Source organism: Mesorhizobium sp. M0145 (assembly GCF_040322355.1).
Classification (GTDB): Bacteria; Pseudomonadota; Alphaproteobacteria; order Rhizobiales; family Rhizobiaceae; genus Mesorhizobium.
On record NZ_JAMYTK010000002.1, the window covers coordinates 395,365 to 418,749 of the forward strand.

Here is a 23,385-nt window from a genome sequence, read left to right on the forward strand (position 1 = left end):
GGTCCTGTTTTTTCAATTTGCTATATTAAATGGCCGAATGCCGCAACTGGAAAATTGACTTCCATGGCCGCGAAGGGCACTGTCGCGTCGCGCACGGGTGCGATTGGAGTGCTCGACCCCGCGGCAGCCTCAAAGCTGCAAGCGGCTGGAGTGGCTCTGCGGGAATGAATGGGGAGGCGCCGGTTTTGTCCGGAAAAGGCAGCAATTCGGTCAAGGTTCGGCATTATAACGAGCGCTTCGTGCTTGATGCCATTCGCCGCCTGAAGGAGGCATCCAAGTCCGATCTGGCGCGCGCCGCAAATCTGACGCCGGCCGCGGTCGCCACCATTGTCGACGGGCTGGAATCGTCCGGATTCGTAAAGCAAGTGGGGAAAAGGTTCGGGCAACGCGGATCGCCATCCACTCTCTACCGACTTGCACCTGAGCGTATCTACAGCGTCGGCATCAAGATCGGCCGGCGCGCGCTGGAAGCCGTGCTCGTCGACTTTGCCGGCGAGGTCCGCTCGCGCGAGTCGCACGAATATCGCTTTCCGGATCCCGACATGGTGCTCAAGGCCGGCAACATGTCGCTGGCCAATTTCGACAAGCTGGTCGAGGGGCTTGGCGATGCCAGCATCGTCGGCGTCGGCATCGCCTCGCCATATTTCCTCGGCGGCTGGAGCGAAGAGCTCGGCTTTCCCGACGATCTCGGCAGCCGCTGGGAAGCAATCGATCTGACGACGTTCTTCGCCACAAAGCCGAAGACCCCGGTCTTCGTGGAAAACGACGCATCATCGGCCGCACTCGCCGAACTCATCCAGGGGACCGGCGCGCGGTTCCGCGACTTCATGCATATCTCGATCGACACCTTTGTCGGCGGCGGACTGGTGCAAGGCGGCAAGGTCCATACCGGGCCGCACGGCAACAGCGCCGCGCTCGGTCCTTTGCCGGTCTCGCCTTCAAGCCTCGATTCGGTGGCGGCCAAGCCGGCGCGCTACCAGAGCCTGCTGCATCGCGCTTCGATCTATGTGCTGGTCAATCATCTCAAATCGCGCGGCATCGAGATCAACCGCGTGCGCGAACTCGACCCCTTGCCGCCAGGGGCGCGCGAACCGCTGTCCGAATGGATCGACGATTGCGCCAATGCGCTGGTCGAGGCGATCATCGCCATCACCTCCGTCATCGACGTCGAGGCGATCGTTCTCGACAGCATCCTGCCGCGGCCGATCCATCTCGAGCTGCTGGCAAAGGTGCAGACCCAGTTCAACAGGATCAGCGCCATCGGCATCGTGGCGCCGGAAATCGTCTCGGGACAATTCGGCCCCGAGGCCTCGCCGATCGGCGCGGCGATGCTGCCGTTCTCGGCACTGTTGGCGCCCGACAGCGGCGTGCTCATGATCGGCAAGGACAGAACAATGCTGCCGGGCAGCCTTTCGAGGCTTGCCAGCCAAGGCCAACCAGCAAGAAGCTCAGCGCCTTCAACGGCATAAGATAGTGCCGCGAAAGAGCATCAAGCTCCGGGCATCATCAACATCAGCTCGCAGTCCGGCATGGGCACGGCGGGCTTTTTGCGCCGGCACCGGAACTTTTAGCGGCTGCTAATCTTCATTCATTACCGACATCGAATGCTGATCGGTCCGCGCTCCGCTTTAGTGCGGTCCTAGGAAGCAAGGAGGAACATATGAACTGGGATCAAATCAAGGGAAAATGGACGCAGTTCAAGGGCAAGGCGAAGGAGCAGTGGGGTGACCTCACCGACGACGATCTTGATCGTATCGAGGGCAATAGGGACCAGCTCTTGGGACGCATCCAGGAGCGATATGGCATCGCCAAGGAAGAGGCGGAGCGCCAGGTTGATAACTGGTCCAGAAGCATCAGCTGAGCCTTTGGATGCAATGCCGTTTGCTGCCCACCACCGGGGTGAAACTCTGCGTCGCCCGCCGTGCCGACTGGTGCCGTGGGCTCTTTCGACAGCGAGGCCCGCGAGGGACCTTTAGCCGCATCTAATGTTCCACTTGCGTGGCGGGCTTCGCCCCGGCGTGCGCCCAGCCCAGATGCAAGGAGTGCAATCGTGAACAACATTATCTGGCTGGTCGGCGCCATCGTAATCGCCATTTTGAGCTTTTTGGGTCTGCGATAGGCCTTAGCCCTCTCCTCGACCTCTTCGATTCGGCAACGGCTCCCTCTCGGCGTGGCCTCACTGCCCGTTGCATTCAAGCAGGTCAGACTTAGGTCCCAAGCAAGATACTCAAGGATTGGACCGAAGCCCCGGCTGAGGAACGTAGCCGGCTGGCTCACGTTGTGGTGAGCTTTGGCGCGACGAAGATGCGTCCGGGCGGATGAGTTCAAGCCAGGGAAGAGAGGCCCCGACGCTCCGAACGGGCGGCGGGCCTGGACGTAAATGCAAACGATCAGCAGGCTGTTCAATTCCCATGCCCAGGCAGCACGTGCCGTTGCCAGGCTTCAGGCTGCCGGGATTCGTCGCCGGCAAATCAGCGTCGTCGGATCTTACAATGACAATGATGAACCGATCAGCGTTGCTGGATATTACGAAGATGAGATGAGCGCTCTCTGGCGAGGTGCCGTCGCTGGTGCCGCACTTGGCGCGACGGCTGGTCTGTTGGCCGGCTTCAGCGCTTTTGGAGCTCAAGACGTTGATCCTGCGGGGATGACCGGCATGGCCCTGGTCGGTGCGGCTTGGGGCGGCTTTGCCGGCGTGCTTCTCGGAACTTTTGCCAATTTTGCCCAGAAGCCGCGCAAGCCGAAGATCGCTGAGGGTGTCGTATTGGTGATTGCTCGCGTCGATGAAAGGCAGGCCGGCGCCGCGCATACGGTGCTCCGGAGTTTCGCGGAGATGCCTTCCGGGCCGATGAAGAGGAGCGCTTTGCCAAATTCAAGCCGGCTCCGCGTCCGATCTGGTGCCCGATGAAGTTTGTTTCGCGAAACGGGAATTCAAACCGGAGGCGCCCGACGAAAGCTTGGCAAACCAACACTTTGGAAGCATGCGGGCTACTTGCCGTCGTGTTGTCCTTTATTCTTACCGTTCTGTTGGTTGGTCTCATCCTTGGCTGAACCCATGCCCTTGCCACCGGCGACACTATGCCCGGCAATTGGCGAAGGTTGTGGCCAGTTCGAAGGATTAAACCATTCGTGCTAAGCGTTAATAGGTTATCGGCAAAAGTAGAGGGCGATCACGTGGACAAACGGGCTGAAGGAGACGCGGAGAAATTGGCTCGAGGCGAGTTCGAGCTCAAAGCCGAACGATATGGCGTGAACGCCTTTCTTCTCGTTGTCGAACTTGTAAATCTGCTGGAAAAGCGCGGAACGATCAGCAGCGACGACGTCGCGAAAATAGCCGAAGCCGCCGCACTTGCCGTTGCCGCATCCAGCGAACCCGACGTGAACAGCATCAATCTGTTGCAGGCCATCGCTGCCGCACGCCGGCCCAAATAGGCTTATATCAAATCCGCCAGCAATCGGCGCCAACCGATAAACGCTATGTTGAACTGATCTCGGTCGAGCGTACGGAGCCTTTCCATGTGCAATGACTACGAGCAGCACATCGCCTGGGCCGAATACTGCCGGATGATGGAATCGCTGGCGCTCAAAATCCCCAGCCATCAAACCGAATTGGATCTGCCGCAGGCGGATGACATCCACATCAACGACCCCGCGCCTGTAATGCGCGCCGCCGGCGACGCAATCGAACTGGCGTCGATGACGTTCGGCTTTCCCCCGGCCGGGCCAAAAGGCGGACCTGTATTCAACTTTCGCTCGGAGGGCCGGCAGTTCAACAACAGCAAGCGCTGTCTCGTTCCGGCGTCGGCATTCTTCGAATTCACGGGAACGAAATATCCAAAAACCAAGCACAGGTTCACGCTGAATGGCCATTCGTTCATGGCGATTGCCGGGCTGTGGCGCGAGGGTGTCGGCAACAAGCCGCCGACGTTCACGATGCTGACGAGCGAGCCAGGGCCGGATGTCGCGCCATATCACAATCGGCAAGTGGTTGTGCTGCGGCCATCGGACTGGGCGGCATGGATCCATCTGACGAAGTCCGAGGCTGAACTCATGCTGCCACTGCCGGAAGGGTCGCTCAGCGCGGAAACAGTTCGCGCAGGTTCCGAGTAGGATCCATCGGAAGACTGCGCGCGCTGAGCTACGGCCGCGCCGCATCGTCACGGCGATGCGCGCCATGCTCAGAACGAATGCCCGCGCGATATAAGCGCTTCAGCCCGGCTTGACGTAGCCGGCGGTGACCTCGTCTTTGTGGGCGGCGAAAGCTTCCAGGACTTCGGTTTTCTCAGGCTTCGGAATTTTGAAATGATCCAAGGTCCGCCCGAGTTCGGCTGCGACCTCATCGAATTCGGCGGGGGAAATCCGCAGGTCGCGATGCGCCTCCTCGAGACCGAGCGGCGTCGTGCCGGGCTTGGTGGCGACGAACTTGAAGGGCCCGCCAGAAACGTCGCAGACCCACAGCGTGCGCATGAACTTGAGGCCGGGCAACCTTTCCAGGTTCTTGGTGTGCCATTTGCGCAGCTGCGGATTCTTGGATTTCTTGCCGACGATCGGGTTCTTCACGACGGCGTCGCTGAAGTGATCGATCACCGCTGCGATGGCAAACACGCCGCCCAGCCGCTCATACAGACTTTTCTCAGCTGTGGTTTTCTTGGCCTGGGCGAGCGCGTTGTCGGCAGGCAATACCGACGTCGATGCCGCGGTCAGCGCCAGCGCGGCGACAACACTTCGTCTTGTCAAAGAGGTCGAACTTTTCATTCCTGGTTCCCTTCGCGGTTAGGCCAGAGCGAGCCGCAGCCTGTCTGGCGGGCTTCATGAGATGACATTCGGACACTTTGCCGTATTTTAGCACCGTCTAACGAACTAACGAGCCGTTCGCCCGAATTAGTCCGATTGGGCGCATTGTCATGGTCAACATGCGTCAAAAGGGGCGAAGGCCGCGCGGATGAGGAAGGCTTAGCAGGCGTCGCTGCACGCGGCAGAGGTCGCGAAGCCACTTCGGCCGCATCTGTGCCCCTGACCTTGGGCATTTTCCTTCTGTGTCGTGTTGTCGGCGGCAATCAGCCCCGGTAGGGGGCGTACAATCGCTTCCCGCGGCTTTGCCGGCTGCTTGCGGCCAATAGCTTGTGCTTTTCGAAGATCGCGAGCTTCTGCGGATAGGTCATCCGCACCTTGGCGTTGCACCCGTCGCATCTGAAGTGCGCGATTGTTCTTAGTGCAGAGCCCTTTCTTACCGCCGGATGCAAGCAATCCGGACATTCGAATGTGAGCGCGACATCCGATAAGTCTTCGGCTAAGCCCATTTCCGTCCCCTTCGCAAGCTCGGTGGCGACACTCTGGCGATTCTCAATGAGCAATTCAGATGCCAAACGGCTGTGCCAAAGCGGGACTAGGCCAATTCGCCTCGGAACGCCGCCAAGCTAGTGCGCCTTCTCTGCGCCTTTTGAGCGACGAAGAGACCTAACTTCCTCCAGCAGTTCGCGCTCATTGGTAGTCACGTTTCGGAAGATTGCGACAATCATCACCGCCAAGGCTTCGGCATCCAGGCTTAGAGGGTCAATGTGCTCATCTGCGCAAACCTGATCAAACACGCGTTCACAAATAGCCAAATCGTGAGGGCTGAGGCGAGTGCGATTGAAACGCCGGCGCGACATTTGCGAGCCTTCGACGCCCGCCGCCTCGTTGCAAAAGAAGCGGGCCTTGGCAAGAAACGCGAGTCGTTGAGCGATTGTTCCCGGCTGCAAGCTTTGTTAAACCGCCTGCAGCAGGGCAGACTGGAACGCCTTCCCCGCGCGCATCATGGCGCGTGCGAGCGCCGGGAGGTGCGCGTGCAAGACCACTGTTTCGACGAGCGTGTGCGCGTGGCACTCGGCAGGTCGTGGGGACGCCATGTTTTTCGGCAACCTCGCCAACCGCGCACAATCATCATCGAGCAGGTCAAAGAGGCCTTGGAAGATGCGCCAGCGAAAACAATCTGGTGCTGCGAGAGAGGATTGAACTCTCGACCTCTCCCTTACCAAGGGAGTGCTCTACCACTGAGCTACCGCAGCCGCCGATGGCGGGGCTTCTGCCATATCGAACCGGCAAGCGCAAGGCCAAGACAAAGACGGGTTGAAAGGCCGCACCGGCGATTGTTCCGGACATGGCCGTGCCACAATGTTGGCTATCCCTTGATAGCAGCTGGCGGGTCGCCGGCCGGAGACGGGACGATGAACGACAAGACGCTTTCACCAAAAAAGGATGACCCACCGAAAAAGCCCGGAACGGGCCGCAAGGACCGGCTGGCCGAGCAGTTGCGCGCCAACCTGCAGAAGCGCAAGGCGCAATCGCGCTCACGAAGGACCGGCGACGCCGACAACCGGCGCGCTGGCGAGGCCGACGAGCGGCCGGACGGGCTGCAGGCGGCGATGAAAAAAGATTAACGCAAATCGGCTATGTTGGTCGCCGGTACTTTGGCCAAGTCGGCGTGGGCCAAAGTGGGGAGTAGCCTGTTTCTTGAACCAAGCCGGCCAATGGTCTAGATGGCCGCAACAGACTCAACCGATTTAAACCGGCCTTGGCGCCGAGGGGACGCTCTTCATGGATCGCATCAGAATTGTCGGCGGCAACAAGCTTGCCGGAAGCATTCCGATCTCGGGCGCGAAAAACGCTGCGCTGCCGCTGATGATCGCCGCGCTTTTGACCGATGACACGCTGACGCTGGAAAACGTGCCGCATCTGGCCGATGTCGAGCAGCTGATCCGCATCCTCGGCAATCACGGCGTCGACTATTCGGTCAATGGCCGCCGCGAAAAGCAGCAGGAAGGCTATTCGCGCACCATCACTTTCTCCGCCCGCAACATCGTCGACACGACGGCGCCTTACGAGCTGGTGTCGAAGATGCGGGCCTCGTTCTGGGTGATCGGGCCGCTGCTGGCCCGCATGGGCGAGGCCAAGGTGTCGCTGCCCGGCGGCTGCGCCATCGGCACGCGCCCTGTCGACCTGTTCCTCGAAGGCCTGCAGGCGCTGGGCGCCGATATCGATGTCGACACCGGCTACGTCATCGCCAAAACCAGGAACGGCCGGCTTGTCGGCAACCGCTACATGTTCCCGAAAATCTCGGTCGGCGCCACCCATGTGCTGATGATGGCGGCCTCGCTGGCCAAGGGCGAGACGGTGCTCGAAAACGCCGCGCGCGAGCCGGAGATCGTCAACCTCGCCGAATGCCTCAACGCCATGGGCGCGAAGATCTCGGGCGCCGGCACGGCGACCATCACCATCGACGGCGTCGAGGCGCTGTCGGGTGCCCGCGTCAGGGTGATCCCCGACCGTATCGAGACCGGCACCTATGCGATGGCGGTGGCGATGACCGGCGGCGACGTCGTGCTGGAAGGCGCGCGGCCCGACCTGCTGCAGACGGCGCTCGACATCATTTCGCAGACCGGCGCCGAGATCACGCAGACCAATTCCGGCATCCGCGTCAGGCGCAACGGCGCCGGCATTTCGCCGGTCGACGTGACGACGGCGCCCTTCCCGGCTTTCCCGACCGATCTGCAGGCGCAGTTCATGGGCCTGATGACGATGGCCAAGGGCAAGTCGCGCATCACCGAGACGATCTTCGAAAACCGCTTCATGCACGTCCAGGAACTCGCCCGGCTAGGCGCCCACATCACGCTGTCCGGCCAGACGGCGATCGTCGACGGCGTAGCGAAGCTGAAGGGCGCGCCGGTCATGGCGACCGATCTTCGGGCCTCGGTGTCGCTGGTCATTGCCGGCCTTGCAGCCGAAGGCGAAACCACGGTCAACCGCGTCTACCATCTCGACCGCGGCTTCGAGCGGCTGGAGGAAAAGCTGTCCGGCTGCGGCGCGGAGATCGAGCGCATTTCGGGCTAGAGCCTTTCCGCAGGGCTTGTGGCGCGGTTGCACCGATCGCCAAGACCGCCTAACAGAAGGCCAATTGTAAACCTTCGCAGGTGCGAATTCCGCATGAATGGCCTCAAGCTTGTCGCGCTCGACGATCAGGATCTGAGCATCATCTCGGCGCATGTCCAGGATGCCGTCATGAAGGTCAGCGATCTCGAATACCTGCCTTCTGTAAAGCGCTTCGTGCTGACCATGAACCGCTTCGTCTGGGAGGCGAAATCCGGCTTCTTGCGCCGGCACAATGAGCGGCGGCAGGCCGTGCTGCATTTCGACCGGGTGCTCGGCGCCAAGACCAGCGGCATTGCCCGCGACAAGCCCGACGAAGTGCTGTCGCTGCTGGCGATCAGCTTTCTCGCGCTCGACAAACCGGCCGGCATCGTCGAGCTGATCTTTTCGGGCGGCGGCGCGATCATGCTCGATGTCGAATGCATCGAGGCGCGGCTTGCCGATGTCGGCGGCGCCTGGGAAGCGACGTCGCGCCCGGTCCACAGGGTCTGATGTGATGGCCATCACGCTTCGCCAGTCCGACGCCGATTTCGAGCAGCGCTTTGCCGCGTTCCTGCTGACCAAGCGGGAAGTCTCGGCCGATGTCGACGCCGTGGTGCGCGAGATCATCGCCAAGGTGCGTGCGGAGGGCGACGCGGCGCTGGTCGGGTACACGCAGAAATTCGGCGGCGGTGACCTGGCCAGGGTCGGCATCGCCGTCTCCAGGGACGACATTGCCAAGGCTTACGAGGCCGCCGATCCGCAGACGGTCGAGGCGCTGAAATTCGCGCGCGAGCGCATCCGCTCCCATCACCAGCGGCAGCTGCCGCAGGACGACCGCTACACCGATGCCGCCGGCGTCGAGCTCGGCTCGCGCTGGACGGCGATCGAGGCCGTCGGGCTCTACGTGCCGGGCGGCACGGCGAGCTATCCGAGCTCGGTGCTGATGAACGCGGTACCGGCCAAGGTCGCCGGCGTCGAGCGCATCGCCATGGTGGTGCCGGCCTCCGGCGGCGAGGTGCCGCCGCTGGTGCTGGTGGCAGCCGACCTTGCCGGTGTCTCCGAAATCTACCGCGTTGGTGGCGCCCAGGCGATCGCGGCCCTTGCCTATGGCACCGAGACGATAAAGCCCGTCGCCAAGATCGTCGGCCCCGGCAATGCCTATGTCGCTGCGGCCAAGCGCCAGGTGTTCGGCACGGTCGGCATCGACATGATCGCCGGGCCGTCGGAAGTGCTGGTCGTCGCCGACGGCAGCAACGATCCGGACTGGATCGCCGCCGACCTGCTCGCCCAGGCCGAACACGATATGTCGGCGCAGTCGATCCTGATCACCGACGACCGTGCCTTTGGCGCAGCGGTCGAACAGGCGGTGGAGCGGCAGTTGCAGAACCTGCCGCGCGGAGAAACGGCGGCGGCGAGCTGGCGCGATTTCGGCGCCGTGATCCTGGTGCCGACGATCGAGGCAGCACTGCCGCTGGTCGACCGCATCGCGGCCGAACATGTCGAGCTTGCCATCGACGACCCAGAGGCCTTCCTGGCGCGGATGCGCAATGCCGGTGCGGTGTTTCTCGGCCGTCATACGCCGGAAGCCATCGGCGACTATGTCGCCGGCTCCAACCACGTGCTGCCGACGGCGCGCTCGGCGCGCTTTTCGTCCGGGCTTTCGGTGCTCGATTTCGTCAAGCGCACTTCGATCCTGAAGCTCGGGCCGGAGCAGTTGCGGGCGCTGGCGCCGGCGGCGATCACGCTCGCCAAGGCGGAAGGGCTCGATGCACATGGACGCTCCGTCGCCATTCGGCTGAACATGTAGAAATGTCCGACTACGACCAAACCCGCGCCAGGCTGATCGATGTCGAGCTCGACGAGACGATCGGCCGCTCGACGCCCGATGTCGAGCATGAGCGGGCGGTGGCGATCTTCGACCTGATAGAGGAGAACCGCTTCCAGCCGGTCAATGACGACGGCGCCGGCCCGTACCGGCTGAAACTGTCGCTGGCCGAATCCCGGCTGGTGTTTGCGGTGGCGCGCGAGGACGGCGCAGCCGTGGTCACCCACATCCTGTCGCTGACGCCGCTTCGGCGCATCGTCAAGGATTACTACATGATCTGCGAAAGCTATTACGATGCCATCCGCACCGCGACACCCAGCCACATCGAGGCGATCGACATGGGCCGGCGCGGCCTGCACAATGAAGGCTCGCAGACGCTGATGGACCGGCTTGCCGGCAAGATCGAGATTGACTTCGACACGGCGCGCCGGCTGTTCACGCTGGTTTGCGTGCTGCACTGGCGAGGCTGAACTGGCCGCCCCGCTGCCCCGCCCGATCCTGCCCCGCTCGATCCTGTTTGTCTGCGGTATGAACGCCGTGCGCTCGCCGATGGCCGAATTGCTGGCGCGCAAGGTGCTTCCGCCCACCACCTTCGTCGCCTCGGCCGGGGTGCGCGGCGGCGAACGCGATCCGTTCGTCGATGCCGTGCTGGCCGAAGAAGGGCTGTCGCTGGGCGAACGGCACCCGAGAACGATGGACGACCTCGAGGACGACTATTTCGACCTGATCGTGACGCTGGCGCCGGAAGCTCACCACACCGCGCTCGAGCTCACCCGCTCGCTGGCCGTCGAGGTCGAGTATTGGCCTATGCCCGACCCGACCGGCGTCAGCGGCACGCGCGAGCAGATCATGGCCGCCTACCGCGACGTGCGCGAGCGGCTGAAGGCGCGGATCGGCCGCCGTTTTCTCGGCACCGGGGCTGAAAACGCCGCGGATTAAGCATGTTCACAAGCGGACGTTTATCATATAGGTTCCGCGCAACTTTCCGGCCGGGGCGCTGGAAGTACCCATCCAAGCAAAGGTATCGAATGCCGAAGGAAGAAGTCCTCGAGTTTCCGGGTGTCGTGACGGAACTGCTGCCCAACGCGATGTTCAGGGTCAAGCTCGAAAACGAACATGAAATCATCGCCCATACGGCCGGCCGCATGCGCAAGAACCGCATCCGCGTTTTGACCGGCGACAAGGTCCTGGTCGAGATGACGCCCTACGACCTGACCAAGGGCCGCATCACCTACCGCTTCAAGTAAGTTCAAGAACCCGGCCGGGATCGCGATGGGCATTTTGCAGAAGCTCGTGCTTGCCTCGGGTTCGCCGCGCCGGATCGAGCTGCTGCAGCAGGCCGGCATCGAGCCGGACCGTGTGCTGCCGGCCGATGTCGACGAGACGCCGCTGCGCGCCGAGCACCCGCGCTCGCTGGCCAAGCGCCTGGCAACACAAAAGGCCGAGAAGGCGCTGGCTTCGCTGAAGACCGAAGCCGACTACCTGCCGAGCTTCGTGCTGGCCGCCGACACGGTGGTTGCCGTCGGGCGGCGCATCCTGCCCAAGGCCGAGACGCTCGACGACGCCGCCAACTGCCTCGGGCTTTTGTCCGGCCGTTCGCACCGAGTCTATTCCGGCATCTGCCTGATCTCGCCGGGCGGCAAGCAGCGCTTGCGGCTGGTCGAGACCAGGGTGCGTTTCAAGCGGCTGCCGCGCGAGGAGATCGAGGCCTACATCGCATCGGGAGAATGGCGCGGCAAGGCCGGCGGCTATGGCGTCCAGGGGCTCGCCGGCGCCTTCGTCGTCAAGCTTGTCGGCTCCTACACCAACGTCGTCGGCCTGCCGCTCTACGAGACGGTAGCGCTTTTGAACGGCGAAGGGTTTAAGGTGCACGCCAACTGGCTGTCGGGTGCGCGGATATGAGCCCGGACGACAAGGTCACGCCATTGCGGCCCAAGCGGCCCTGCCCCGAATGCGGCAAGCCATCGGCGCGCGAAACCTACCCGTTCTGCTCGACGCGCTGCAAGGACATCGACCTCAACCGCTGGCTGAAGGGGGTCTACGTCATCCCGGGCCGCGACGACGAGGACGAGAACGACGACCAGAAATAGCGCCGTCCACCTGCGGTTTTCCACAGGTTTGGGACGGTTTCGCAGCCGCGATCGTGACCGATGATCGGCCTTGCGGACTGCCTGTCGTTTCCCGCCTGAAATCAATGTCCAGAACTTGTTCCATCAGGGCACTGTCGGACGGAACAGGTTCTGGCGTTTTGTTTGAGCATGATCTTTTCCGAAAACCGGATTCCACTTTTCGGGATCATGCTTTTTGTTTGAGCATGATCTTTTCCGAAAACCGGATTCCACTTTTCGGGATCATGCTTTTTGTCTGAGCATAATCTTTTCCGAAAACCGGATTCCACTTTTCGGGATCATGCTCTAAGCGCTGGACAGGCCGAATTCCCGTGCTATAACCCACGCGCTTTCAAGGGGTGCCGACGGCGCTTTCATGAACCCGGTGTGCAGATTGCCGCCCACCGGAGCAGGCCCAGATAGCTCAGCTGGTAGAGCAGCGGACTGAAAATCCGCGTGTCGGTGGTTCGAATCCGCCTCTGGGCACCACTACTTCCTCATATAGAATCAATGGCTTGCGGTGTCGCCAACTTGGCGACTTACGGCATTTCATGTCGCGCCGATGTTGCTGTCCGATCAATCGGCTGCTCGATGAGCGAGCACGGACTGTAAGAAGCGAAGCGAATGAGATCTGGTATGACTTTTGTACGCGGGGCAAAGGCCATACCAGAGGATTCGGTCAGGCCGCCTCAACAGGGCGAACGATAGAGGTCAGCGACGAAGACGTCTCTCAATTCCGGGATGCGATAGGTGTCGCCGACCGCAAAAGGCAGATCCTCATCGCTGCATACACGCAATCCATGCCGAAATCCGCTGAGGAAGAGGCGCTTGACGCGGATCAGCAGGATATTGCCGATGGCTTCGAGAGGCGGTTCGCCAGCGCTGAGCTAAGGCCCGAGCAAGCCGCTTTCAGACGTTCTCTCATGCGTTTCTATGGTTCGAGATGCGTGGGCACTGGTTACGAGAGGCTTACAGGCCGGCAGGTGCGGCATCGGGCCAAACCGGAGTTCATACGCAGGCATTACGAGGAATTCGCGTCCCGCAATCGGCAGGGAGATACTTGAACCTCAAGACGTCTGGAAATTACGGCGCGAACCCGCGTTACGTTGTCGGAATCCCCCAACCTACGAAAGTACCTCGCGACGTCTGGATGCTTGCGATCGTCCTGCCTCAAAAGGGCAAGTGCATCGTTGGTCACCGGCGAGCGCCGTCGCCAAACGCACTGATGAGCAGAGGCGAGCAGCGCTTTGTCTGATTGAGCCAAGCGAAGCGCAGCCAAAAACGACACTCGATACTTTCCTGCCAATAGCTTCAACAAAGACCAGCCTCATGGCAAATGCTCGGTTTCAAATTTCATGTGCCCGCCGGCTTTACCGCTTTCTGGCAACCACCAGGAAATTCTGCGCAAGCTCCGCCGGAATCCTGGCACTTGCGCAGATCCTTTCAAACGGCACGATCAATATTTCGCAGAGTCTTGGCAGCAATTTCCCGGGTCGCGGCAAAAAACCGTACCCAACTATCCGCTCGACAATAAAGCCATTTGCAATGAGCGTCTGCTCGTATCCTTTAATGCTCAAAGTGTGGCGGACTGTCCCTCCTGCATAATGGTTCAGAATGCGGCAGACCAGCCCTATTGGCGAGGTCGCATTCATGTGGATATTCGAGATTAGCAATCCACCTTCGTTCAAATGCGCGCTGATGGCCGACAGTGCATCCTTCCTGAGCTCATCTTCAGCATTGAGGAAGAATCTGAATGCCGTGACCACGTCGAACCTTTCGGCAAGCGGAGAGAACGTAATATCAGCGCGGACCAATTTCACGTTCTTCGGAACCCGTGCGCTAGCCAGCATAGATTGGGAGATGTCAACGCCGACGACTTCACCAAAAAATTGAGCTGCGATATTTGCTATGCGGCCTGTGCCGCATGCGAAGTCCAGGCATTTCCGGTTCGGCCCGCCGACAGGCAGGAGAATACGTTCGACCAAAGGCTTTTCGATACCCGACCACAGAGCTGCATAGTAGCCGGACCGGAACGTGTCGGAGTAATGGGCACCGTACCCATCCGTCTGGTGGCTTGCTCGGTAATCCCGACGAGCGGGTGCACGGTTCTCATCGACGCTGCCTAACGGTCGCCGCTGCGCCCGTAGAAATCTGCGAATGCCAACGAACGATCTCACCGTGAGCACCATGCAACTCGCGCCTCTAGTCTGGCCCGACGCATGCCGTCGCGGGCAATCCGTGCCCCACGATGCGCGCGACGACCTGTTCGAAATTGCGTGGGTCGAGGCCGTCGACACGCATCAGCGGCCATTTGTCTTGCAGGCATTGGCCGATCTCCCTCGCGATATCCGCTTGCTTCAGGCCCCTGACCACTCCGACTTCGAGAAGGCGCTCGAGGTACGGCTGCCGCGCATACCGCTCAATGAGGCGGTGGCGCAGCGTTTCCCCGGGCGCGTCGACTTGAATGAGGAGATCCGGTCGCGGCAGGAACGTCAGGCAATTACGAACCATGTCGATACTTGGATTTCGTGCCAACAGGACGAGCGCACACAACGCCTGAACGATGCCCTCTTCGAAAATGAAGTACCCTTCTGAGGCCTGCGCCGTATTCCAGGCTTCGAAGAGCAAAACGACGTCGATCTTCAGACGCAACGCCCATATTCGACTTTTTGGAGGGATCGATGCCAAAAGCCGCGCAGCGGCCCCCTCGCTCGGCGGGGTCGAGAACAAGACCGGACTCGCGGTGGCGAGCTTGTGCACCAGACGCTGGATGCCATGGCGTGTCTCCGGGCCTTCATCCTCGACCGAATCGACTTCGCTGCCGAAAGACACAAAATCAATCCGGCGATAGCCATTGACCGTCTTCACACGGATGTCGCGTTTCGCCAGCTCACGGCAAAGGGCGCGGAGAAGGGTCGTCTTGCCTGCACCAGGCGGACCGAACAACTCGATGATCATGTAGGGACCTCCCGAACAGGAAACAGAAAGATCGGATGAAGCGAGCTCGCCCGCTGCGGCGGTGTGGCGAGCGTAAACACTCTGGCATCCGCCTGGCCGAGTTGACCCCGCTCGCTGGCATCCTGCTGACGCCGCAAAAAGCTTTGGAGGAGATGCGATGCGGCGGGAACTGCCTTTCCATGGCGTGCAGTCCCGCCTGTTGAGCCGCGACAGCGTTGCCGGTTGACTTGAGAACTTGCAATTGCTTCTCGATCGCCTGCGCTTGCGGCTGGTTGACACGCCTGTCGCTGTCGAACTGGCTCGTCGCCCGTGCCATCTCCTGATCGATCGAGCGCCCCACGGTTGCCCGTTGGTCGACGTCGGTCGTCGTGGCTTCCAGGCGTGCGAGCCTCGACGACGCCGACCCCGCCGCCTGCGCCAACACCTCCGTCGTCGCGCCGCTTGCGCCCATAGGAACATGGACCTCAGAAAGTCTCTAAATTGCCTGGTGATCGGAGCTTACTAGGAGTGCCGAACCATACCATCATCCATCTGAATGACTGTCGGCACCACGGCACGCGTGTTTGGGCGCTGAACAGGGCAACGAGTTCAGGCCGAGCGGGCGCTTTTGGCTTGACGCGACACAAACGCGACATTCGGCCTAAAATTTGAACAATATCAATCACCGACAGCGAACTGAAAATCCGCATGTCGGTGGTTCGAATCCGCCTCTGGGCGCCATTTTTCCCTGTACGGCCCGGAGACATGGGTAACAGTTTGTACCTAAGACATGGGTGACAACCTCGCGCCGATCGGATTGTCGATGGCGTGCAAGAATTATCTGGACCATGGCGCCAGCGGCTCCTGCTCGCCGGCCAAATGTCGATGAAGAGCATCTTCGGCATCTTGGATCCCGCTCTGGCCATAACCGGTCTACAGACCGAGGGCGCAGCCGTCCTTGCGCGGTTCAGAACCGCCCAGCAGGGTCCCGTTTGCCCAATCGATGCGAATGGCCTGCGCACCGCCGATCGGGTCCGTGGCGGGAATGATTTCGAAACCGCGTCGGCTAAGTTCAGCTACGGTTTCGCCAGCGAGCCCGTGTTCGGCCTGGACGTTCATGGTGCCGCTGACGGGGGCGACCCGCGGCAGATCAATCGCCTCCTGCAGATCCATCCCGAAGTCGAGCACCTTCGTCAGCAGGTGCGCATGGCCCATTGCCTGGTAGTAGCCACCCATAACGCCGAAAGGCATTTCTGCCCGGCCGTCTCTCGCAAGCATCCCGGGTATGATGGTATGCAAAGGTCGCTTGTTCGGCGCCACTGCATTGGGGTGCTTGGGGTCAAGCGAAAAGCTTTGCCCGCGATTGTGCAAGACGACACCGGAGCGTGGCGAGACCAGGCCCGAGCCAAAGCTGTCGAAGACCGAGTTGATGAAACTGACCGCATTGCGATCCTTATCGACAACCGAAATATAGACCGTGTCGCTGTGCAGCGGCATATCGAACGCCGGCAGGTCCGCGCGGGCGCGCTTTAGGTCAATCATGCCGGCCAGACGATCGGCCCAGGCATTCGACAACATGTCGGCCACCGGGACCTCGGACGCGTCGGGATCGGCGACGAGCAGGTCACGCGCGGCGTAAGCGAGGCGTGTCGCTTCGATTTCCAGGTGAAGCCGGTCCGCGGATTGCGGGTCGCCGTGCGCTTCGAAGCGCGAGAGGATGTTTAGAATGAGCAGCGCGATCACACCCTGGCCATTCGGCGGGCATTCGAACACGTCGCAGCCTCGGAACGCCGTGCTGATCGGGGCCACGTATTCGCCTGTTGCCGAGGCGAAATCTTCGAGTGTGTGCAATCCGCCGAGCCCACGAAGATAGGCGACCATGTCGTCGGCCACAGGGCCAGTGTAGAAGGCCTCTCGTCCCTTCTTGGCGATCAGCCGCAGCGTTGCAGCCAACTCAGGCTGGCGATGCACTTCGCCAACGCCTGGCGCGCGGCCGTTTGGCAGGAAAATCCGTTTCGCGGCTACATCGGAGGCCAGAAGTTCTTCTTCCAACGCCCAGTCACGATGGACCCGCGGTGAAATGGCGTAGCCTTCCTCGGCGAAACGTATAGCGGGGGCCAGGATTTGATCGAAAGGCATATGCCCATGATCAGCGTGCAATCTGGTCCAGGCATCGATGGCTCCCGGGATGGTGACGGAGCCAGGAGAATTGCGGGCCACCTCCGCCATGCCACGTTCGAGGAACCAGTCAATTGTGAGGGCGGCGGGTGTCCTGCCCGATCCGTTGTAGGCGATGACCTCGCCGGATCCGTTTCGCGACAGAAGAGCAAAGCAGTCGCCTCCAATGCCGGTCGAGGCTGGCTCGACGACACATTGCACCGCGCAGGCTGCGATGGCGGCATCCATCGCGTTGCCGCCTGCTGCCATGATCTCGACCGCCGTCAGGGTCGCCGACGGATGAGAAGTGGCGGCCATGGCCTCGCGTGAAACGACGACCGAGCGCGTTGGTTTCTCAAAATTTCGCATGCTATGCCCTTCTGATCGTGCTCAAGAGGCGGCGTCGCTCATCGTCGAGGGGCGGTGCCGCAGATGCCGCGACATCCAGTATTCGAGTGCCGCCAAGGCACGGATGATCGCGAAGTTCAAAGTGAGATAAATGGCGCCCGCGCAGATGAAGACTTCAAAGGCGCGGTAGGTCTGGGAGATCAATCCCTGGGCAATTCCAGTCACCTCCATCAAGGTCACGATGGAAGCCAGAGACGTGCCCTTGATCATCAGGATGATTTCATTGCCGTAACTCGGCAGCGCCTGGCGAAAGGCCAGCGGCAGGATAACGTGCCGATAGGTCAAATAGGTGGACAAGCCGACAGACCGGGCCGCCTCGACAAGGCCGCGTGGCACCGATTGAATCGCGCCGCGGAGGATTTCGCTGCCATAGGCGGTGGTGTTGAGTGTCAGCGCGATGATTGCGCACCAGTAGGGTTCGCGGAAAACGGCCCATAATCCAATTGCCGACAGTTGGTGCCGGAATTGACCAAGGCCATAATAGGTCAGAAAAATCTGCACCAGCAGAGGCGTGCCCCTGAACACGGCAACGAAGCCACGGATCGGCAAGACGACAAAGGGCGATTCCGATTGCTGGGCAAGCGCCAATGTGACGGCAAGAACGAAGCCGGCAACGATGGAAGTCAGGGCCAGTTCCATCGTGAGCGGCAGGCCGGCGAGTAGCTTCGGCAGGATTTCGAGGAAAAAACTGAAATCTATCATGCCGACCGGACGCGCCACGGCGCCTTCCGTTCCAGACGGTAAAAGGCGTGGCCCGTGACGGAAGCGATAGCCAGATAGAGCAAGGCTGCAGCAATGTAGAAGATAAACGGTTCACGGGTCGAACCTGCAGCGATCTGTGCCTGGCGCATCAGTTCAACGAGGCCGATTACCGATATCAGCGAGGAGTCCTTCAGAACCAACTGCCACACATTGCCGAGACCTGGCAGCGCGTATCTCAGGAGCTGGGGAAAAATAACCTGTCGCAGCCGCTGCAGCTGGTTGAGACCAAGCGCGCAAGCGGCATCGTGCTGTCCCTGGTCGATGGCGAGGTAAGCCCCTCGATAGACCTCGGCTTGATAGGCGCCCGAGATGATCGCGATAGCCAAGGTTCCAGTGGCAAAGGCCGGAACGCCGACGAATCCGGACCCGCCCAGGCTATGACCAAGCGAGGTCAGGGCGACGCTTCCTCCATAGTAAAGCAGATAAATGGTCAGAAGGTCGGGCACGCCCCTGAAAACCGTGCAATAGCCAAGGGCCAAGAACCCCAATACCTTGGAGTTGCGGAGACGCCCGGCCGCTGCCAGCCCGCCAAAGACAGCGCCAAGCGCAAAGCCCAGCACAGACAGGAGCACTGTGACCAAGGCCGCCATGAGAAGAGCAGCCCCCCAACCTCCGTGCTGGAAACCAAGCAGCCGGAATGCGTCAACCATTGATACCCCCGGCATTGATACCCCCGGCAGGACGAACGGCTCAGCTCCGGAACGTGGTCAGGAATGGCCGTTCGCCGGCAAGCGCTTACTTGACTGGAGTGACGTCGCTCTTGAGCCACTTAAGCGACAGGGTTTTGATCGTGCCGTCGGCGGTCGCGGCGTCGATGGCGCCGTTGAGCATGTCTTTCAGCTTGGTGTCCTCTTTGCGGATACCGGCCCCGGAGCCAAGACCGAAGAGACCCCCGACAAATCCTGGTCCTGCAAGCGTATAGTCGCTGAACTCCGGCTTGCTCAGCGTGGCGGCCAGCGCTGTCTGTTGCGCGAAGAGCGCGTCGATGCGACCCGCGGCAAGATCGAGATCGTGTTGCTCGGTGGTCTTGTATTCGCGAATCTCGGCGACGTCCGAGAAGTATTTTTTCACAAATTCCAGGTTCGCCGTTGCAGCCTGAACTCCAATGATCTTTCCCTTCAGCAATGGCTTGAGCCGGTCGATTGCCGCCTGCGCAGAGGGTTCATTCTCCAGCTTCAACCGCTCGTTGGAGATGCCGAGCTTGCCCAGTTCGCTATCCTTGGCGACCGCGAAACCTGAGGGATCCACCGCATATGGCTGGGTAAAGTCAATGATCTTCAGACGTTTTTCAGTGATGAACATGCTCGCCATGATCACGTCGAACTTGCCGACGGTCAGCGCGGGGATCATGCCGTCCCAGTCCTGTGCGACGATCTTGCACTCGATCTTCATTCGCCCGCACAGATCATTGGCGAGATCGACTTCGAAGCCGTCCAGCTTGCCGTCGGCTGTTGTGAAATTCCAGGGCGCGTAGGCTCCTTCGGTGGCAATGGTAATTGCCTTTGGTGTTTCTTGTGCAACGGCGGCCTGGACCAGGCCGAACAGGACCGACGCAATGGCTGCGATGCGGCTAATTTTCATATCATTCTCCTCTTTTTGCCGGTATGGCAGTTCCCTTTCGTCGTGCCGGATTATCTTCCGGCTTCAATGAGTTAGATGGTATTCCCTAGCGGCGGCCGGGACTTGCGAAGTTGGCCAGAAGCGGCGCCGTCTCGACGATATGATCCCGCATGACGATCTCAGCCTTGCCGGCATCACCTGACCGCAGCACGTCGATCAGGATCTCGTGCTCGGCACGCGCGCTGGCGGGTTTGTCGACATAGTCGAACCAGATGCGCAGGTAGGGCTCGATCACGACGTGCAGGCTGGCGATCTGCCGGACCAGCTTGGGTCTGTTGCTCAATTGGCAAATCTGCAAATGGAAGGCCTGATGGCGCACGACCCAGTCGCTGCTGCCGGTCTGGCTGGCGCGCTCCATCCGGTCAAGCTGGCGTTCCAGTTCTTCAAGCACTTCGACATCGATGTGCGGCATGGCAAGCCTCACCGCCAGCCCTTCGAGCACCGAGCGTATTTCAAATGTTTCGTAGATCTCATCGAGGGTAAGCCCGGCGACGATGCAGCCACGGTTCGGGCGAATGACCACAAGACCTTCCGCGGCCAGTTGGCGGAATGCTTCGCGAACCGGCATGCGGCTCATGCCGATTTCCGTCGCGATCTCTTCCGGGATCAGCCGGTCCCCGGCCCGATAACGCCCCATCCTCAGGGCCCGCTGAATGTGGCGATAAGCTTCCTCCTCGGCGGTCGTGATGCCCAACGGCTCGATTGCGTCAGCTGCCATGTCCCTGGTCCGATCAGAGCGTATCTGTGTATCCACTTATCCAGTTGTCGAAACCTGTGTCAAGCACCGATGCTTGGGCGCTTTAGAATTTCTCTTGTGAGAATAAGCACTTGGTAGGGAAATCGGGCTAAGCACACTGTGATCAGCTAAGCCGCTGATCGGCCTACTTTTCAACATCCGGCAAAAAGGCCCGCCGCTCCATTTGCGAAGCGGCGAGGCCCCATATTCGGGGACGATTGCCGGGATTCCCCGGCATTGCCTACAGTGCAATTCAGGTGCCAGAATTGTTGACCCAAAACGGGTCACCGCACCGGAGGCGCGAGCGCGGACCTTCCGCGATCACGCTACTGCCGCGCATTGCCGTTCCTGCTATGTTACTTTGCGGCGGACGTAATTTTTCCGCCTGGCCGGCGCCCCATCAGGCAACTTACCCCAACGCGCCCCCCAAGTGGCGCCGGCCATTTTCCCCTTATTGGGGCATGGGCGCGCCGATTCCGTTATGCGCTTTCGAGCTATGGCAATCCGCCGGCGAGCCGCTTTGTCCAGCCTGCAACCATCAGTCCGCACGCGATTCCCGCGCAGTCGGCCACCCAGTCGAATAAATCCGGGTCGCGCCCTATCAGTTGCACGGCCTGAAGCCCCTCGATCGCCGCACCCGTGAGAACGAGGAGTACGATCAGCTTCGCCTTGCGTTCCGGCCAGCCGAGACTTCCGAGAGCCGCCAGGACGACGAAGGCGGCGGCGTGATTGAGCTTGTCGTGATCAAACGTGAAAGCCAGGCCAAGACCCTGCAAGAGCCGCTCCGGCAGAAGGGCGAACAGCAGAACGCCGGCAAACGCGGCCGGAAAGGCAATCCTTGCCACGATCTGATAAGAATCCAGGCGCAACAAGGGTAGAATGGCCTTTCGTCCGAAATCTGCAGGGAATACCGCCGGCCGCCATAGTCGCGAGCGAGCGCGGCGTCCAATTTCCGCCGTCGGGGCGTCCGGTGCATCGTCAGAATGAATGAATGCCTCGGGTCAGCCGCTGGGCAGGCCGAACTGCTGGGGAGGGCTCTGCAATGGTGCGGCTTCCGCGATCACGCAATTACCTGCTGCGCCAACGCGGCTACTATCTGGCTGCGGCGGACCTGATTTCCGCTTGGCCGGCGCTGCGTCAGGGCACCTTACCCCATGCCACACGAATCAGCGCCGGCCAGAATTCCATCGATTGCGTGATGACCGACCCGCGTCAAAAAAGCCCGCCGCCCTGTCGGACGACGGGCTCCGTTGCCTGGGCGCCAGGGCGCCGCGGTAGCGACTGATGTTACTAGTGCTCCCGCAGGTCTCCAATATGCTGCCGCCGCATGGCGTTGCGCATCGGCTAAACAAACGAAGCCCGCGCCTCTGGCGGAGGGCGCGGGCCGACCGGGTTGCACCCGATCTGCAGCAGAATCCTGGGAGGTTCCCGCTGCTTAAGATAACAATTAGAGACTTCTAATGTTCCGCGCCAGGGGAAGATGCCGCTGCACCAGAAATCTGATGATGGTCGGCGCGATGATGATCGAGCCGTCAGTTCGTGCGCAAGTCGATCTGGAAAATCCGCTCGTCGAAGTGCCGCGTTTCAACGGCAAAGGTCAAAGCCACTTCAAGGACCAGACCGCCACGGTCGTCCCGGACCTTGACTGCAATCCTGCGATGAGGAAGGCCATCCCTGGCCATCTCGGCCAATGTGCGAAGGGCTTCTTTCCTGAGCAGCGGGAGATCGTCATATAACGTTCCCTGATCGTCGGAATAGACGATTCCGTCTTCATCGGAATCGAAGAAGTAGCGGGGCATTGCGCTTGGCCGAAGCGGCGGCATCCGAGCACGTTGTCGATTGCTGGCCGGATCTCGGCCGATCGCGATCAGCGCCTCTCCACCGTTGGCTTCGCCGCCAGCTCACTTGCGCTCGCGCAATGCCTTCACCGCCTGCGAGAGGATCATCCGGTCGCCGCCGGTCCTTTTGATCAACTTGCTCACCTGGCTGGGCGAAACACCATTTTCCCGCGCGAAATGTTCGACCTCATAATATTCATCCGCCGAAACGCGATTGCGGTCGCTGAAGTCTCGCTTGGTCTTGTCGTCGGCCATTTCTGTTCTCCTCGCCTCAGGGCCAACTTTGGACTGACGCACGCTGCAATCGAGGGTTCGCCCGCCACCAAAGTGACGCGCGAACCCTATCGGCGCAGGAAGGGACAAGGCTGCGCAGATGCTGTATTCGATCGAAATGGAAACAGCCAGGATCGGTGCGAGCCGCCATCGATATTTTCCAAAGAATCCTCCCGGCACGTGCAGCCAGCAACGGCTAGGTGCCGCGGCGGTTCCGGGTCACGCGGCAAACCCGCCCTTTGCGCGCAAGGATCAGACTTAGGTCCTGCGGCAACACGTCGGTTGGTCCCTGCCGGGCGGGACCGAAGCCCGTCGACGGAACGTTTTCAGCTGCCTTCCGTTCGAATGAGCCTTGGCGCGAAGAGCGGACCGAGTTCGCAAAGGAGACGACCATGAGAATGCATCTTTCCACCGCGGTGGCGGGATTTCTGCTGCTGGCAGGCATCGGCGCCGCTGCGGCGCAAGACGTTGTCATCGAACCGCAGCAGGAAACGGTCATCAAGGAGTATGTGAAGAAGCAGCCGCTGGCCTCGGTGAAAATCCCTGGGGTGGAGCTCAATATCGGCTCAACGCTTCCCGATACCGTCGAGCTTCATGAAGTCCCCAGCGTCAAATACCGCTATGTCATCGTCGACAACCGCACCGTCGTGGTCGACCCAGGCACGCGCAAGATCGTCAAGATCATCGAGTGACGTGAAAGCTCGGGCAGTAGTCGCCCGCCGCCCCGGGAATTGGGGGGGGGGGCGGGGGGGGGTTGGGGGGGGAGGGGGGGGGGGGGGCGCCGGGACACCCCCCCCCCCCGCGGGGGCGGGGGGGGGCCCGCCCGGGTTTAAT

At 61.1% G+C, this 23,385-nt stretch carries 28 protein-coding genes and 2 tRNA genes; 15 read left to right on the forward strand and 15 right to left on the reverse strand.

Translation table 11 applies throughout. The annotated features are described in order from the left end of the window. Positions 1–185 precede the first annotated feature (185 nt). Positions 186–1,469 carry an ROK family transcriptional regulator gene (locus NKJ28_RS06865; protein WP_352634698.1) on the forward strand — a complete coding sequence of 428 codons (1,284 nt, stop codon included), beginning with the start codon at positions 186–188 and terminating at the stop codon, positions 1,467–1,469. A gap of 191 nt (positions 1,470–1,660) precedes the next feature. Continuing rightward, positions 1,661–1,861, forward strand: a complete 201-nt coding sequence (locus tag NKJ28_RS06870; RefSeq protein WP_023719429.1) for a CsbD family protein — start codon at positions 1,661–1,663, stop codon at positions 1,859–1,861. A gap of 366 nt (positions 1,862–2,227) precedes the next feature. Here NKJ28_RS06870 and NKJ28_RS06875 read toward each other — a convergent pair whose 3' ends face one another. Both NKJ28_RS06875 and NKJ28_RS06880 read right to left on the reverse strand, forming a co-directional pair. After that, complete coding sequence (locus NKJ28_RS06875; RefSeq protein ID WP_352634700.1) at positions 2,228–2,809, reverse strand: hypothetical protein; 582 nt, start codon at positions 2,807–2,809, stop codon at positions 2,228–2,230. A 338-nt stretch (positions 2,810–3,147) separates the two neighbouring features. Continuing rightward, entirely contained in the window at positions 3,148–3,465 is a 318-nt protein-coding gene (locus NKJ28_RS06880; RefSeq protein WP_352634702.1) for a hypothetical protein, read from the reverse strand. 51 nt (positions 3,466–3,516) lie between these two features. On the opposite strand from NKJ28_RS06880, the gene NKJ28_RS06885 reads away from it, so the two are divergent. Then, the gene (locus tag NKJ28_RS06885; protein ID WP_352634704.1) at positions 3,517–4,110 is read left to right on the forward strand and encodes an SOS response-associated peptidase; all 594 of its coding nucleotides are present in this window, start codon (positions 3,517–3,519) and stop codon (positions 4,108–4,110) included. A 99-nt stretch (positions 4,111–4,209) separates the two neighbouring features. Here NKJ28_RS06885 and NKJ28_RS06890 read toward each other — a convergent pair whose 3' ends face one another. From NKJ28_RS06890 to NKJ28_RS06900, 3 genes are all read right to left on the reverse strand, one after another. Further along, positions 4,210–4,755 (reverse strand): group I truncated hemoglobin, encoded by a 546-nt coding sequence (locus NKJ28_RS06890; RefSeq protein WP_352634706.1) that lies wholly within the window; start codon positions 4,753–4,755, stop codon positions 4,210–4,212. Positions 4,756–5,417: 662 nt separating this feature from the next. Beyond that, positions 5,418–5,741 (reverse strand): hypothetical protein, encoded by a 324-nt coding sequence (locus NKJ28_RS06895; RefSeq protein WP_352634708.1) that lies wholly within the window; start codon positions 5,739–5,741, stop codon positions 5,418–5,420. A gap of 231 nt (positions 5,742–5,972) precedes the next feature. Further along, positions 5,973–6,047 (reverse strand) — tRNA-Thr (locus NKJ28_RS06900). A gap of 159 nt (positions 6,048–6,206) precedes the next feature. Here NKJ28_RS06900 and NKJ28_RS06905 point away from each other — a divergent pair. The 10 genes from NKJ28_RS06905 (at position 6,207) to NKJ28_RS06950 (ending at position 12,309) form a co-directional block, all read left to right on the forward strand. Beyond that, positions 6,207–6,419 carry a hypothetical protein gene (locus tag NKJ28_RS06905; protein WP_352634710.1) on the forward strand — a complete coding sequence of 71 codons (213 nt, stop codon included), beginning with the start codon at positions 6,207–6,209 and terminating at the stop codon, positions 6,417–6,419. A gap of 157 nt (positions 6,420–6,576) precedes the next feature. Beyond that, the gene (gene murA / locus NKJ28_RS06910) at positions 6,577–7,869 is read left to right on the forward strand and encodes a UDP-N-acetylglucosamine 1-carboxyvinyltransferase (RefSeq protein WP_352634713.1); all 1,293 of its coding nucleotides are present in this window, start codon (positions 6,577–6,579) and stop codon (positions 7,867–7,869) included. Between the two features lie 93 nt (positions 7,870–7,962). Beyond that, positions 7,963–8,397, forward strand: coding sequence for a DUF2948 family protein (locus NKJ28_RS06915; protein ID WP_352464930.1), 435 nt, complete (start codon positions 7,963–7,965; stop codon positions 8,395–8,397). Between the two features lie 4 nt (positions 8,398–8,401). Further along, positions 8,402–9,694 carry a histidinol dehydrogenase gene (gene hisD / locus NKJ28_RS06920; protein WP_352634715.1) on the forward strand — a complete coding sequence of 431 codons (1,293 nt, stop codon included), beginning with the start codon at positions 8,402–8,404 and terminating at the stop codon, positions 9,692–9,694. A gap of 2 nt (positions 9,695–9,696) precedes the next feature. Further along, positions 9,697–10,182: a UPF0262 family protein gene (locus NKJ28_RS06925; RefSeq protein ID WP_292663977.1), complete on the forward strand. Its 486-nt coding sequence runs from the start codon at positions 9,697–9,699 to the stop codon at positions 10,180–10,182. Between the two features lies 1 nt (position 10,183). Then, complete coding sequence (locus NKJ28_RS06930) at positions 10,184–10,651, forward strand: arsenate-mycothiol transferase ArsC (RefSeq protein ID WP_352571660.1); 468 nt, start codon at positions 10,184–10,186, stop codon at positions 10,649–10,651. 89 nt (positions 10,652–10,740) lie between these two features. Then, positions 10,741–10,959: a translation initiation factor IF-1 gene (infA, locus tag NKJ28_RS06935; RefSeq protein ID WP_006200926.1), complete on the forward strand. Its 219-nt coding sequence runs from the start codon at positions 10,741–10,743 to the stop codon at positions 10,957–10,959. Positions 10,960–10,984: 25 nt separating this feature from the next. Further along, entirely contained in the window at positions 10,985–11,614 is a 630-nt protein-coding gene (locus NKJ28_RS06940) for a Maf-like protein (protein ID WP_352634717.1), read from the forward strand. Further along, on the forward strand, positions 11,611–11,802 hold the full coding sequence (gene yacG, locus NKJ28_RS06945; RefSeq protein ID WP_023677402.1) for a DNA gyrase inhibitor YacG: 192 nt from the start codon (positions 11,611–11,613) through the stop codon (positions 11,800–11,802). Before NKJ28_RS06940 ends, yacG begins: the two co-directional genes overlap by 4 nt. Positions 11,803–12,233: 431 nt before the next feature. Continuing rightward, positions 12,234–12,309: transfer RNA gene (locus NKJ28_RS06950), tRNA-Phe, on the forward strand. Between the two features lie 881 nt (positions 12,310–13,190). Here NKJ28_RS06950 and NKJ28_RS06955 read toward each other — a convergent pair. The 8 genes from NKJ28_RS06955 to NKJ28_RS06990 all read right to left on the reverse strand — a co-directional run bounded on the left by NKJ28_RS06955 (position 13,191) and on the right by NKJ28_RS06990 (position 21,312). Then, positions 13,191–14,009, reverse strand: coding sequence for a class I SAM-dependent DNA methyltransferase (locus NKJ28_RS06955; RefSeq protein ID WP_352634719.1), 819 nt, complete (start codon positions 14,007–14,009; stop codon positions 13,191–13,193). Positions 14,010–14,022: 13 nt separating this feature from the next. Further along, a complete protein-coding gene (locus NKJ28_RS06960) occupies positions 14,023–14,778 on the reverse strand; it encodes an AAA family ATPase (RefSeq protein WP_352453411.1) in 756 nt (251 codons plus the stop codon). 912 nt (positions 14,779–15,690) lie between these two features. Continuing rightward, on the reverse strand, positions 15,691–17,283 hold the full coding sequence (gene ggt / locus NKJ28_RS06965) for a gamma-glutamyltransferase (RefSeq protein ID WP_352634721.1): 1,593 nt from the start codon (positions 17,281–17,283) through the stop codon (positions 15,691–15,693). A 21-nt stretch (positions 17,284–17,304) separates the two neighbouring features. Beyond that, on the reverse strand, positions 17,305–18,024 hold the full coding sequence (locus tag NKJ28_RS06970; RefSeq protein WP_352457755.1) for an ABC transporter permease: 720 nt from the start codon (positions 18,022–18,024) through the stop codon (positions 17,305–17,307). Next, positions 18,021–18,734, reverse strand: a complete 714-nt coding sequence (locus tag NKJ28_RS06975) for an ABC transporter permease (protein WP_352634723.1) — start codon at positions 18,732–18,734, stop codon at positions 18,021–18,023. The genes NKJ28_RS06970 and NKJ28_RS06975 overlap by 4 nt, the downstream gene beginning before the upstream one ends. An 85-nt stretch (positions 18,735–18,819) precedes the next feature. Further along, positions 18,820–19,665 carry a transporter substrate-binding domain-containing protein gene (locus NKJ28_RS06980; RefSeq protein WP_352589201.1) on the reverse strand — a complete coding sequence of 282 codons (846 nt, stop codon included), beginning with the start codon at positions 19,663–19,665 and terminating at the stop codon, positions 18,820–18,822. Positions 19,666–19,750: 85 nt separating this feature from the next. Next, positions 19,751–20,398: a GntR family transcriptional regulator gene (locus NKJ28_RS06985; RefSeq protein WP_352624334.1), complete on the reverse strand. Its 648-nt coding sequence runs from the start codon at positions 20,396–20,398 to the stop codon at positions 19,751–19,753. A 536-nt stretch (positions 20,399–20,934) separates the two neighbouring features. Further along, entirely contained in the window at positions 20,935–21,312 is a 378-nt protein-coding gene (locus NKJ28_RS06990; protein ID WP_352571657.1) for a VanZ family protein, read from the reverse strand. A 170-nt stretch (positions 21,313–21,482) separates the two neighbouring features. Here NKJ28_RS06990 and NKJ28_RS06995 point away from each other — a divergent pair, with 170 nt between their 5' ends. Beyond that, positions 21,483–21,725 (forward strand): hypothetical protein, encoded by a 243-nt coding sequence (locus NKJ28_RS06995; protein WP_023677391.1) that lies wholly within the window; start codon positions 21,483–21,485, stop codon positions 21,723–21,725. 247 nt (positions 21,726–21,972) lie between these two features. On the opposite strand, the gene NKJ28_RS07000 is transcribed toward NKJ28_RS06995, so the two are convergent. Next, the gene (locus NKJ28_RS07000; protein WP_156937357.1) at positions 21,973–22,239 is read right to left on the reverse strand and encodes a DUF6894 family protein; all 267 of its coding nucleotides are present in this window, start codon (positions 22,237–22,239) and stop codon (positions 21,973–21,975) included. 102 nt (positions 22,240–22,341) lie between these two features. Then, positions 22,342–22,533, reverse strand: coding sequence for a DUF3606 domain-containing protein (locus NKJ28_RS07005; protein ID WP_023677389.1), 192 nt, complete (start codon positions 22,531–22,533; stop codon positions 22,342–22,344). Positions 22,534–22,943: 410 nt separating this feature from the next. On the opposite strand from NKJ28_RS07005, the gene NKJ28_RS07010 reads away from it, so the two are divergent. After that, positions 22,944–23,243: a DUF1236 domain-containing protein gene (locus tag NKJ28_RS07010; RefSeq protein ID WP_352457747.1), complete on the forward strand. Its 300-nt coding sequence runs from the start codon at positions 22,944–22,946 to the stop codon at positions 23,241–23,243. Positions 23,244–23,385 lie beyond the last annotated feature (142 nt).